The organism is Lentibacter algarum, assembly GCF_018860975.1.
Taxonomy (GTDB): domain Bacteria; phylum Pseudomonadota; class Alphaproteobacteria; order Rhodobacterales; family Rhodobacteraceae; genus Lentibacter; species Lentibacter algarum_A.
Map to the genome: position 1 here is coordinate 45,893 of NZ_JAHKQI010000005.1, position 11,619 is coordinate 57,511.

At 51.8% G+C, this 11,619-nt stretch carries 16 protein-coding genes and 1 pseudogene; 4 read left to right on the forward strand and 13 right to left on the reverse strand.

Features of this window, described 5'->3' with window-relative positions; all coding sequences use genetic code 11:
• Position 1: 1 nt before the first annotated feature.
• The 4 genes from KO498_RS04515 to pip form a co-directional block, all read right to left on the reverse strand.
• Positions 2–622, reverse strand: a complete 621-nt coding sequence (locus KO498_RS04515) for an RNA-binding protein (RefSeq protein ID WP_215958701.1) — start codon at positions 620–622, stop codon at positions 2–4.
• A 12-nt stretch (positions 623–634) separates the two neighbouring features.
• Positions 635–2,242: a transcription termination factor NusA gene (nusA, locus tag KO498_RS04520; RefSeq protein WP_215958702.1), complete on the reverse strand. Its 1,608-nt coding sequence runs from the start codon at positions 2,240–2,242 to the stop codon at positions 635–637.
• Positions 2,243–2,245: 3 nt separating this feature from the next.
• Complete coding sequence (gene rimP / locus KO498_RS04525) at positions 2,246–2,818, reverse strand: ribosome maturation factor RimP (RefSeq protein ID WP_215958703.1); 573 nt, start codon at positions 2,816–2,818, stop codon at positions 2,246–2,248.
• Between the two features lie 132 nt (positions 2,819–2,950).
• Positions 2,951–3,919 carry a prolyl aminopeptidase gene (pip, locus tag KO498_RS04530; RefSeq protein WP_215958704.1) on the reverse strand — a complete coding sequence of 323 codons (969 nt, stop codon included), beginning with the start codon at positions 3,917–3,919 and terminating at the stop codon, positions 2,951–2,953.
• 44 nt (positions 3,920–3,963) lie between these two features.
• Here pip and ubiG point away from each other — a divergent pair, with 44 nt between their 5' ends.
• Positions 3,964–4,707, forward strand: a complete 744-nt coding sequence (gene ubiG / locus KO498_RS04535; protein WP_215958705.1) for a bifunctional 2-polyprenyl-6-hydroxyphenol methylase/3-demethylubiquinol 3-O-methyltransferase UbiG — start codon at positions 3,964–3,966, stop codon at positions 4,705–4,707.
• Here ubiG and KO498_RS04540 read toward each other — a convergent pair.
• The 5 genes and pseudogenes from KO498_RS04540 to KO498_RS18390 all read right to left on the reverse strand — a co-directional run.
• On the reverse strand, positions 4,704–5,144 hold the full coding sequence (locus KO498_RS04540) for a MarR family winged helix-turn-helix transcriptional regulator (protein WP_215958706.1): 441 nt from the start codon (positions 5,142–5,144) through the stop codon (positions 4,704–4,706). The genes ubiG and KO498_RS04540 overlap by 4 nt on opposite strands.
• Positions 5,141–5,974: a carbon-nitrogen hydrolase family protein gene (locus KO498_RS04545; RefSeq protein ID WP_215958707.1), complete on the reverse strand. Its 834-nt coding sequence runs from the start codon at positions 5,972–5,974 to the stop codon at positions 5,141–5,143. Before KO498_RS04545 ends, KO498_RS04540 begins: the two co-directional genes overlap by 4 nt.
• Positions 5,975–5,976: 2 nt before the next feature.
• Positions 5,977–6,234 carry a glutaredoxin 3 gene (gene grxC / locus KO498_RS04550; protein ID WP_215958708.1) on the reverse strand — a complete coding sequence of 86 codons (258 nt, stop codon included), beginning with the start codon at positions 6,232–6,234 and terminating at the stop codon, positions 5,977–5,979.
• Positions 6,235–6,265: 31 nt separating this feature from the next.
• Positions 6,266–6,430 (reverse strand): ComF family protein, encoded by a 165-nt coding sequence (locus tag KO498_RS18385; protein WP_354667634.1) that lies wholly within the window; start codon positions 6,428–6,430, stop codon positions 6,266–6,268.
• Between the two features lie 372 nt (positions 6,431–6,802).
• Positions 6,803–6,997, reverse strand: a pseudogene (locus KO498_RS18390) (double zinc ribbon domain-containing protein); the annotation flags it as partial.
• Between the two features lie 47 nt (positions 6,998–7,044).
• Between KO498_RS18390 and KO498_RS04560 the strand changes: the two are divergent.
• Both KO498_RS04560 and hemH read left to right on the forward strand, forming a co-directional pair.
• The gene (locus KO498_RS04560) at positions 7,045–7,827 is read left to right on the forward strand and encodes an SAM-dependent methyltransferase (protein ID WP_252731272.1); all 783 of its coding nucleotides are present in this window, start codon (positions 7,045–7,047) and stop codon (positions 7,825–7,827) included.
• Positions 7,828–7,859: 32 nt separating this feature from the next.
• On the forward strand, positions 7,860–8,915 hold the full coding sequence (hemH, locus tag KO498_RS04565; RefSeq protein WP_215958711.1) for a ferrochelatase: 1,056 nt from the start codon (positions 7,860–7,862) through the stop codon (positions 8,913–8,915).
• A 67-nt stretch (positions 8,916–8,982) separates the two neighbouring features.
• Here hemH and KO498_RS04570 read toward each other — a convergent pair whose 3' ends face one another.
• Entirely contained in the window at positions 8,983–9,162 is a 180-nt protein-coding gene (locus KO498_RS04570; protein ID WP_215958712.1) for a hypothetical protein, read from the reverse strand.
• A gap of 134 nt (positions 9,163–9,296) precedes the next feature.
• Complete coding sequence (locus KO498_RS04575; protein ID WP_215958713.1) at positions 9,297–9,902, reverse strand: L,D-transpeptidase; 606 nt, start codon at positions 9,900–9,902, stop codon at positions 9,297–9,299.
• Between the two features lie 166 nt (positions 9,903–10,068).
• Here KO498_RS04575 and KO498_RS04580 point away from each other — a divergent pair, with 166 nt between their 5' ends.
• Positions 10,069–10,578, forward strand: coding sequence for a CAP domain-containing protein (locus tag KO498_RS04580; RefSeq protein ID WP_215958714.1), 510 nt, complete (start codon positions 10,069–10,071; stop codon positions 10,576–10,578).
• 12 nt (positions 10,579–10,590) lie between these two features.
• Here KO498_RS04580 and KO498_RS04585 read toward each other — a convergent pair whose 3' ends face one another.
• Together KO498_RS04585 and KO498_RS04590 are read right to left on the reverse strand one after the other, a co-directional pair.
• The gene (locus KO498_RS04585; RefSeq protein ID WP_215958715.1) at positions 10,591–11,082 is read right to left on the reverse strand and encodes a L,D-transpeptidase family protein; all 492 of its coding nucleotides are present in this window, start codon (positions 11,080–11,082) and stop codon (positions 10,591–10,593) included.
• 72 nt (positions 11,083–11,154) lie between these two features.
• Complete coding sequence (locus KO498_RS04590) at positions 11,155–11,472, reverse strand: Hpt domain-containing protein (protein WP_215958716.1); 318 nt, start codon at positions 11,470–11,472, stop codon at positions 11,155–11,157.
• Between the last annotated feature and the right edge of the window lie 147 nt (positions 11,473–11,619).

Genomic DNA, 11,619 nt, shown 5'->3' on the forward strand with positions numbered 1-11,619 from the left:
CTCATCCTTTCATGTGCTTTTCAGCACTTGGGGCTCGCAAGCCCTCTAGTCTTGTTGCTTCCTCTATAACACGTGCGGCCAAACCGCCAGCATCTAAGGCTGCATGAACAGCGAAATCTCTTCCGAAAGCGCGCCCGAGTTCCTCTTTTGTGAGGCATTCAAAGCTTTTTCCGTCGCCCCATAGGCGAATTCGCGATTTTTCTCTTGTTGAACCGTCACTTGCTTGCAGCAAAACCACTGCGCGCTCGGCGTTGGCCCATTCTTTTACTTTGGTTGATCCGGTGATTGCATTGCCGGACTTACGCGCCAAGGCGAGCAGGCTAACGACACGATCACAAACGGCCTTTTCCACATAACTTGCCAAGTTATCAGGCACCTTCACAGGAATCTTGGCTGAGCGGGCAAATAGGCCCTTCTTGGCGGCCAGTTCTATTGCGCCACGATCCGACTTTACCCATATGCCGCGCCCTGGAAGCTTGCCCATAGCGTCAAACACCAATGTTTCGTCAGGCCCAACAACAAACCGCGTCAATTGAGATTTAGGGCAAAGTTCCGCCGTTGCAATACACTTGCGCATTGCTCCAGCAGAATTTTGCTCTTTCTCGACGAAATTTGTTGTCATAGTGGCTCCTACTTAGCCTTCCAGCTCTTCGGTTTCGCCATCGTCTTCAGAAACTTCAAGATCAGCAGGATCAACCCAACCAAGCTGAATGCGCGCTGTCATCACAAGCTCTTGGGCTTGTTCAAGCGTGATACCAAAGGGCTCAAGAACGCCGTCATCTTTGATGCGTTCGCCGTCGTTGACTGTCCAACCACCGGCCAGCTCCCAGTCAGCGCATGTAGCAAAATCTTCCAGTGTTTTCACATCATCTTTTGCAAGAGCCTCAATCATTTGCGGTGTCAGATCACCAAACATTACAAGGCTGTCTTCCACACCCAGCGCGCGGGCATTTTCAAGTGCGGCCTTGGCTGCGGCTTCAAGCACATCACGCGCACGGGCCTGCAGCTCTTCAGCAGTGCCTTCATCAACACCATCAATCACCAGAAGTTCGTCTCTTTCAACGTAGGCAACTTCCTCAAGTGTGGTGAAACCTTCTGACACCAGAAGCTGGGCAAAGAATTCATCGAGATCAAGTTTGGCCATGAACAGACCAGTGCGCTCTTCGAACTCTTTTTGACGGCGTTCTGATTCTTCGGCTTCTGTCATGATCTCGATTTCGAGAGCAGTTAGTTGCGAAGCGAGGCGCACGTTTTGGCCGCGACGGCCGATGGCAAGGCTCAACTGTTCGTCAGGAACAACAACTTCGATACGCTCGGCTTCTTCGTCAAACACAACTTTGGCAACTTCAGCCGGCTGCAGCGCGTTTACAAGGAACGTCGGCACGTCTTCATTCCAGGGGATGATGTCGATTTTTTCACCTTGGAGCTCGTTGACAACAGCTTGAACTCGGCTGCCGCGCATACCGACGCAAGCGCCGACAGGGTCAATGCTGCCGTCATAAGAAATCACGGCGATTTTGGCGCGTGAACCCGGGTCACGAGCAACAGCTTTGATCTCGATGATGCCTTCGTAGATTTCTGGCACTTCCATTTTGAACAGCTCGGCCATGAACTCGGGCGAGGTGCGCGACAGGAAGATTTGCGGCCCGCGTTGCTCGCGGCGCACATCTTTGATGTAGCAGCGGATGCGGTCATTCGGGCGATAGCTCTCGCGGCCGATCTTTTCGTTGCGACGCAGGATGCCTTCACCGCTGCCCACATCCACGATAACGTTGCCGTATTCTTCGCGTTTGACAATGCCGTTGATGATCGTGCCGGCGCGGTCTTTGAACTGCTCGAACTGGCGGTCACGTTCGGCTTCGCGAACCTTCTGCAAAATCACTTGCTTGGCTGACTGCGCGGCAATACGGCCCATCTCAACCGGTGGCACTTCTTCGATGAACTGCTGGCCGACTTCGGGGTTTTCCATGTATTGCTTGGCTTGCTCAACGGTGAACTCGGCTTGGTAGTTTTCAAGCTCTTCATCCGTTACAACCGTGCGCACACGGGTAAATGTGGCGCGGCCTGTCTTGCGGTCAATCGCCACTCGAATATCCATCTCAGCGCCGTAACGGCTCTTGGCGGCGCGTGCGAGACTTTCTTCCATCGCTTCAATGACAAGCCCGGGCTCGATCATTTTCTCGCGAGCAACGGCCTCGGCTGTTTGCAAAAGTTCAAGCTGGTTGGCTGATGTAATTGCCATGTCTTAGTCCTCCTCAGAACCAGATGATTGTTCGATATCTACTTGTCCGCCGTCGGCATAACTACCAGCGGCTTTTCTTTGACGGAGCATCTCTTTGATCAGCTCGTCGGTCAGGATCAGTTTGGCTTCAGCAAGCCAGTCAAATTTGAGACCAATGGTGCCTTGGTCGATGGTGAGCAGCACTTCGTCTCCGTCAACACCTGCAAGCGTTCCGCGAAAGCGTTTTTGGCCGTCGATCATCTCGCTGGTTTCGATCTTGGCTTCGAAAGTATCGAAAGTTTCAAAATCCTTCAGGCGCGTCAGGGGGCGGTCGATGCCGGGGCTGGACACTTCAAGGTGATAGGCTTCGATGATCGGGTCTTCCACATCAAGCACCGCGCTCACCGCATTTGAAATGGCGCCGCAATCATCGACCTCGATGCCGCCTTCAGGACGCTCGGCCATAATTTGAAGTGTAGGCGTTTCTCCGCTTTGCAAGCGCAAGCGAACGAGCTCGAAGCCGAGATCTTCAACAATCGGTGCAACAATATCTGCCATGCGGCGATCGAGTGCAGTTTTGGCGATCAAGTTTGTCATATTCTCATTGCTCACACAAAAAAGCGGGCCCGCGGCCCGCTACAAGTTTCGGTGGTGAGTTAGTTGCCCAACCCGCCGCTGTTACAGGGTCTATACGCAGAGTCGTTTCCGAGTGCAAGCACCTATTCAGAGCTAAGCCATCAACTCATCCATGACTCGCACGAGCTCTGAGCTGATCTTCGGCTCGGAAAGCGCATGGCCTGACATCGGGATCATTCTCAATGCGCCAAGGCTCCAGCGGTTAGACAACTCATTAGCGGAGGTTGGAGGGCAAATCATGTCAAGCCGCCCCTGAACGATTGCGCCGGGGATGTCTTTGATCGCCGCCACTTCGTCCAGGATAAAGGAGTCATTGTCGAGAAAGAGTTTGTTTTGGAAATAGTGGTTTTCAAGCCGCGCAAAAGCATGACTGAACGGGCCATCGGGCGTATGTAGTCTGCCTGTCGAACTGGCAGAAGCGAGCGCGTTCTCCCACGCCGTCCAGATCTTGGCGCAATGTGAAGCAGTGGCCTTGTCGTTCCCGAAGAGCCGTTTGTGGTAGGCGGCAATCATATCGTCGCGTTCGTCAGGCGGAATCGGTTTCACAAACCCTGCCCACGCTTCAGGCCAAAAGGCGCCCGCGCCACCGCCATAGAACCAGTCAAGTTCGCTCTGACGCCCCAAAAAGACACCGCGCAGTGTAATAAACTCGGCACGACTCGGGTGTGTAATTGCGTAGACAAGCGAAAGCGTTGCGCCCCACGATCCGCCGAACACCATCCAACGGCTGATGCCAAGCTCTTTTCGTATGGTCTCGATGTCGCCAACGAGATGCCAAGTTGTGTTGTCATCAACCGAAGCAAAGGGCTTAGAACGTCCGCAACCGCGTTGGTCAAACAAAATAATCCGGTAATGCTCGGGGTTGAAGAACCGCCGCATCGTAGGGCTGGCACCACCCCCCGGGCCACCGTGCAAAACCACAACAGGCTGTCCATTCGGGTTGCCTGATTGCTCGACATAAAGCGAATGTCCTTCACCTGCGTCAATCATACGCTTATCAAAGGGCTCGATTGAGGGGTAAAGTCTCGGCGAGGCAGGGGTTTTATCTTGAGATTCGTGCATATCGTAACTTCCCCCAAGCTGGGCGTAATTCCAAGGGCAACATCGTGCAACAGAAGACAAACACAGTTGATCCGGCCGAACTTGCCAAATTTGAAGCGATGGCTGCCGAGTGGTGGGATCCAAACGGAAAGTTCCGACCGCTGCACCTGATGAATGCCTGCAGGCTGGACTACATTACGAAACAAATCGCTGCTGAATTCAATCGTAATCTCGCGGATTCGCTGCCGCTAAAGGGCTTGCGCATTCTTGATATCGGGTGCGGTGGTGGCTTGCTCAGTGAGCCGCTCACCCGGCTTGGCGCGACCATTGTTGGCGCTGATGCCACCGAAGTAAACATCCGTGTCGCCAAGTTGCACGCCGAAGGGCAGGACTTGAACATCGACTATCGTGCAACAACCGCGGAGGCGTTAGCCGAACAAGGTGAGCTGTTTGACGTTGTGGTAAACATGGAAGTTGTCGAACATGTTGCTGATCCGCAAGGCTACCTGAACGAAGTTTCACGGCTTCTAAGCCGGGGTGGACTGCATATTTGCTCGACGATCAACCGTAACGCCAAGAGCTTTGCAATGGCGATCGTTGGCGCTGAATATGTAATGCGTTGGCTGCCAAAGGGCACTCACGACTGGAACAAGTTCATCACGCCGGACGAGCTATGTGAGCAGCTGAAAAACGCTGGAACGACTCCGATTGATCGGAAAGGCTTTGTTTTCAATCCGATCAGCTGGGCATGGCGAATTTCCGACCACGACCTCAGCGTTAACTACGTGACCGCCAGTAAAAAATCCTAGTTTCTTTCCAGCGCCGCGCGCAGTTCCCGTAAAACAGGCAGCGCCGCACGAACGCTCTCTGATCCAAGTTCTTGCACCAATCCTGCAATCACCGGACTGATCGCCGAAAGGGCCGTATTGCGCGCACGAATTCCTGCGGGGCTGATCGCGACAAACTTGCGGCGAGCATCATCCCAGTCAGGGCGCACATGCACATAACCCGCCCATTCCAACTTCGAAATCGTGTTGGTCATGGCGCCGCGTGTAACATGAAAAGTGCTGGCGAGCTGCGCTGGAGATTTTTCACTGTTGGCGTGCTCCAAGTGTGTGAGAACCGAAAAATGCGAGATCTCCATCCCGTTGGGCAATACTTTAGAAAGACGGTTGCGAAGTAGCTGATCGGCCGACAAAATTTCACTAACCAGCGCAATCGCCAAGGCGTTTTGTTTGTCACTCATAACTTAATCTCAAAGGCACGGTCTTGAACGAGAGAGCCAACGCGGCGGCGTGCTTTTTCGACTTGGCTGATATCCAGTTCAAAGTAGCTGACGCCGACGTCAGTGCCCCCATCTACAAGCACTTCTCCCCAAGGGGAAACGGCGAGCGAATGACCATAGGTGCGCCGTTCACGTCCGTTTTTTACGTAGTGAACACCTGTTTGAGCAGGTGCAATCACGTAAGCTCCATTTTCGATGGCTCGAGCGCGCAGCAAAGCCTCCCAATGTGCTTTGCCTGTCGTTTCGGCGAAGGCTGCTGGCACAGTGAGTATCTGGGCACCGCTTTGCGCAAGTGTTCTGTAAAGATGTGGATATCGCACGTCATAACAAACCGTCATGCCGATTTTGCCAAAGGTGGTATCGGCCAATACAGCTTTGTTTCCAGCGCGATAGGTGTCTGACTCGCGGTAGCTTTCAGTTTTGGAAATATCTACATCGAACATGTGAATTTTGTCATACTTCGCCACGATCAAGCCGTCAGGAGAGATTAGAAACGAACGGTTGGCAAGGCGTTCGGTGTTGTCCTCACTGTGCAACCCAAGAGAACCGATCAGCAGCCAAATTTCCCTTTGTTTCGCCACCTGTCGCATTTGAGCGAGGAAAGGATCATTTGCTTCAGTGGTCAGAACTTCGAACTGCATAGAGCGCGAAGGAGCGATGCAATTTGAAACTTCGGGGGTCAAGATAAACTCGGCACCTGCATCTGCGGCTTGGGCAACGAGCCGCAGCGCTTCAGAAAGATTTTTCTGAGGGTCTTCACCAGAGCAAAGCTGAACAAGTGCGGTCTTCACGATTAAAGCCCTAAGATAGCATCGAGTTTGCCGGCACTTTCAAGTGCGTAAAGATCGTCACAACCACCAATGAGGATATTGTCGACAAAAATCTGGGGCACAGTGCGCGCCCCATCGGCACGTTTGATCATTTCGGGCTTAATTTTTGGGTCAGTCAAAACATCGTATTCGACGAAGTTGACCGACTTGCTATTCAGCAATCGTTTGGCCGAATGGCAAAAGCCGCAAAGTGGTGAGGTGTAAATTTCAACTTGTTTCATGGCGTCCTCGTTTCATACCGTTACATATGAACTAGCCACTCTTAACCGCGCGCGCCACAAAAACCGCAGAAATACTGCCAACACTATGTTCTTTGAGTGCTTCGGCGGCGGCAGAAAGTGTTGCGCCAGTGGTCATAACGTCATCAATAAGCACAATGTTGCGGTGTTCAAGTATTTGAGCTTTCGCCTGATTCACTTGTATGGCTCCTTTCAAGCAAGCTTGCCTTTCCTCGTAATCAAGTTTCGCAAGGCTTGGTGTGCGCCGAACGCGCTTCAACGCATCGGGCATGTTTTGGTATCTACCAGTGTCAGCAAGCGCTTTGGAAAGGAGCGCTGACTGGTTGTATTTGCGCCGTAATAGTCGTGTCCAATGAAGCGGAACAGGAACAAGCAAAGGGTTTTGCGGCAAGATAGGTTGCAAGGCGGCAAAAAGCCAACCACCGGCAGCAGTCGCGATCTCTGATCTATCGCCATACTTAAGATCCCAGATCAACTTTCTGGTGTTGTCTTGGTAGAGCAAGCAAGCTCGGGCTGCTGTCCATGGTCGAGGTGACGCAAGGCAATCATCACATGTTTCGGTATGCGCCGACTTTCCTGGAAGCGGCGCACCACAATAATTGCAAACGAGCCCGGCGATGAATGGCGAGTTTAGCCAACATTTGCTGCAGAGCCCTGACTGGCTTTCGATCGAAACACCGCAGTTCAAGCAACTCGACGGGTAGAGCGTTTGAACAATTGTTTGTAACCCTGATCGCCAACCCATATTCAAAGCCCATGCAAGTTAACCAACACACCGACCGCAAAGCGCTGATGCAAAAACGCAAGCGAGCCTCGATTGGCAAGGCTGATTTCGTCAGCTTAGCTGCTCTCGATGAGGTGCAGTATCGGTTAGACTTGGTTAACAGAACGTTTAAAAAGCCACTTTTGGCCGGTTGGCAGGGCGGGCTTTGGGCCGAGCAACTGGCAAGCTTTGATCAGACCGAGGACGCTGAAACACTTGATGTCTCGAGCAAAACGCATGATCTGATCGTTCATGGAATGTCTTTGCATTGGTCAAACGATATTGTTGGCCAACTCATACAGTGCCGGAATGCTATGTTGCCTGATGGGCTGTTCATTGGTGTCATGTTCGGCGGTGAATCACTGCAGGAACTGCGCAAGGTTCTTGCTGAAGCGGAGTTGCAGTTCTACGGTGGCCTGTCTCCAAGGGTGGCCATGATGGCAGAAGTCAGAGATGCGGGGCAGCTGTTGCAGCGGGCGGGGTTTGCACTGCCGGTTGTTGACAAGATCGAGCTGAAAGCAAGCTATGAAAACATTTTTCATCTGATCCGAGATCTGCGCCATATGGGTGAAACGAGCGCATTGCATTTGCGCAAGCGTAGCTTTGAAAGAAAAGGGTTTTTTGAGTTGGCTAACGAGCTGTACAAGCAGCATTTTTCGCAGGATGACGGGCGAATCATTGCAACTTTCGAGGTTATGTTCCTGACAGGCTGGACGCCACATGAAAGCCAACAAAAACCGCTTAGACCCGGCTCTGCGAAAGCCAGATTGGCTGAGGCGCTCTCGACGATTGAAGTTCCACTGAAAGATTGACCACAACCAAACGATACGGTTTAGAGATACTTATGACACAAGCAGACAGATCTGTGGCGTTGCGCCAATTACCCAAGGCGCACCCCGAATTGAAAAAGCCGAAAATCGGAGTGTTGCTGGCAAACCTAGGCACACCGGATGACTACAGCTACTGGCCTATGCGCCGATATCTAAGCGAATTTTTATCGGACAAGCGGGTGATCGACTACCCTGCCTGGAAGTGGCAACCGCTACTGCAACTCGTGATTTTGTCAAAGAGACCATTCAGCAGCGGCGCGGCGTATAAGTCGATCTGGAATAATGAAGCGAATGAAAGCCCGTTGATGACGATCACCAAAGAACAAACGGCTGCGGTGTCAAAGCTGTTGGAGCAGGAGTTCTCGGGGGAGGTCGTGGTTGACTTTTGCATGCGCTATGGCAACCCGTCTACCGAAAGCAAAACCGCTGAAATGATTGCGCGAGGCTGCGATAAAATCCTTTTTTTCCCGCTCTATCCGCAATACGCGGGCGCTACTTCGGGCACAGCAAATGACGAGTTTTTTCGCGCCCTAATGAAGCAAACGTGGCAACCGAGCGCACGCACTATGCCAGCCTATTTTGGTGACGAGCGCTACATTGCGGCTCTTGCCGACTCGATCGAGACACATGTTGGCGCTATGAAAAACAAACCTGAAACGCTTGTTGTGTCCTACCACGGTATGCCTGAGCGGTATTTGCAGCAGGGTGATCCATATCACTGCCAATGCCAAAAAACGACGCGACTCTTGCGAGAGCGTCTGGGATGGACAGACATAGACATCATCACGACATTTCAGTCGGTATTCGGGCCTGAAGAGTGGCTCAAACCTTATACTGTGAAGGAAGTCGCGCGACTGGCCGCTGAAGAAGGCAAGCAAAACATCGCTGTTGTCGCTCCGGCATTCTCAGCTGATTGCATCGAGACTCTGGAAGAAATTAATGAAGAAATCCGCGAGGCTTTTGAGGAAGCCGGTGGAAAAGAGTTCAGCTATATCCCTTGCCTGAACGCGAGCACAGCACATGTTCAATTGATCGCTGACTTGATCAAAGAGAATTTGCAAGGCTGGTAAAAGCGATAAGGCACAAAAAAACGACAGCTCGAGAGCTGTCGTTCTTAAAGTCTTTGAAGCTCAGAGCTTAGCTTGCAGCAGCGGCCGCAACAGCTACAAGGATCAGAAGCGGGATAATCATGCCGCCTGAAGAGCTAGCAGCTTCTTCAACGATCACAGGTGCTTCGATCATAGGATCTGACATTGAACCGGCTTGAGCAGCCGAGGCAGCGGCAACGAGTGCGGCAGCAGCAACGATATTTTTCATTTTCTTCCTCCAGAACTGGGTGCAAAGATTACCAATGCCCCAAACAATTTGTCATGTACTTATTCTTAATCAGCAAGCGCAGCAAAATGCAAACCTATTAGATGCATAAATTGCAAAACTTCACCTCAATATCGTCAAATAAGCAACACTTGTGTGCCCACTTTAGTAAGTGAGAAAAGTTCGGCGATCTGCTCGTTGTATAGCCCGATACACCCGTTTGATGATCGACGGCCAATTTTGCGCGTGTCATGGGTGCCGTGAATCCGATAATATGTCCACGAAAGATAGAGCGCGTGTGTGCCCAAGGGGTTGTCTGGGCCGGGGCCAACAAATTTGGGCCATTCCGGGTTGCGCTTAAGCATAGAGGGTGTTGGGCGCCAACTCGGGCCTTCAACCTTACGCACAATTTTGGTGCGCCCGCGGCGGGTAAGATCTTCGGTGAGCGGAACACTTGTCGGATAAAGCTTGTAAATGCTTTCATCTTCCGACCAGTAGTGCAGCGCGCGCGAAGTTGTATCAACCAACACAGCGCCGCCTTTCAGGCTATTGAAATAGGGCTGCCACTTCAGCGAACGGAAGCTTGAGATGTTGCGGCGCACAACTTCGTTGATGTCACGTTCGACCTCAACGGTTTCGTCGCCGTTAACATCAGCTGTTTGGGCAATGGCAGGGGCAGCCAACAGCGAGGCACAACCTCCGACAAAACCACGTCGATTGAGAGAGAACTTAGAATCAGACACGAGTGACACTCCGAAAAGGGAACATTTATGTCTTATTATTGCGGTTTGGCCTCACTATCAAATCAATCTGCATAAATAAGCCGAGAGTTGCTTAACTGCGTTTGATTGATCACAGTTTGCGAGTTAAACCCGACCTAACGTGAATTTTTTGTTCGAAAGGGGCGCAATGCGTTTTCTTGGTAGTCTTTTAGCAGTTGCGATCTTGTTGTCGGCCTGCGCAACAACAACCACTCCTCAGTTGGGAGCGGATGGCAAGCCATTGCCTAAAATGTATCGGATTTCTAAGGGGGCAACCTCGAAAATCCAATTCCGCATGCTTGATTCGGTTAATGCACTGCGTCAGGCAGCTGGCTTGAATGCCGTGCAGCTAAATGCGCAACTTCACGCCGCTGCTGCAACGCATTCGCGCGATATGTCGGTGCAAAACCGTCCTTGGCACTTCGGATCTGACGGCTCGTCGCCGATCGACCGTGTGCGTCGTGTCGGATATCCTGGCGTTTTGCTTGGCGAAAATATCTCGGAAACTTACGAAACCGAACTTGAAACGCTAGGGGCTTGGATGGAGCAACAGAGCACACGCGATGTTATCCTTGATAGCCGCGCCCAAAACCTCGGGTTTGCATGGTTTCAAGAAAGTTCAGGCAAAATCTGGTGGACGCTGATAATCGGCGGATAGCGTCGGTAGATATCACTTTCTGATTGTGATTGGCGTGCCATTTTTGACCATAGCGTAGATTTCTTCCATTTCGCGGTCTTTGACGGCGATGCAGCCTGCTGTCCAGTCACGCTTTCCGTTACGGTATTTCTTGGGGCGCCCGTGAATAAAGATATCACCTCCCGGGCTTTTGCCGAGTGAGCGTGCCTTAGCGATGTCGTTTGCATTCGGATAGGAAATACCGATCGAAAGATGAAACTGGCTGTCTGGATTGCGACGGTCGATCGTATAACGCCCTTCGGGAGTTCTGCCGTCGCCCTCGACTTCCTTGTGGCCGTCGGGGGAAAAGCCCAAGCCGACACGATAGGCTTTAATCACTTCGGGGCCGCTTAACAGAAACATTCTACGTTTGGTTTTATCGACAACGACATGAGTGATCTCAGGCCCGTTATACGTTTTAAACTTGCCGCAACTCGCGGTGAAACAAAGGGTTAGGGCGAGAAGTATGTATGAAATGACCCGCATCGTGCTGCTCTCTTTTTGCCTTTTTAGCAACTTTTAGCAGAAACAGGAACTATCGCTAGCCATTTTGTGCAGTCACGGCGCGTAACCCGTGAGAAATGCTTCTTTAGATAAAGCATAGCATTGCGCAACGGCCCGAACATCAATTGATTCGGGAGAACCACGTGCGGCGCTCTTCTCGCCGATTTGGCAAAGAGCGGAAAAGGCGGAAAATCCGAGATTGAGCGCGCAGCCTTTTAGAAAGTGCAAGCATCCCTCCAGTTCGCTGAGGTCCTTGCTCGGCAATTTGGCAAGTGCGTCTTCTACTTCAGCTAAAAAGACCTCAACGATATCATCGAAGTCTTCAGCTCCGATGTCGTCTTTGAGCTCGGTCACTTTGTCCCAGTCAATCATGGCGTGCCTCTTTGGATATGCTCAGTATGGACCGGTAAAGTTAAGGGAGCTTGAAGAGCAGTCTAAAACTGGAGAGATTTTCTACACTTCAAATTAAGTTGCGGCGGGTATTGGTGCTGCAAGACGGAGGGCGCTGTGCGTGGAGTT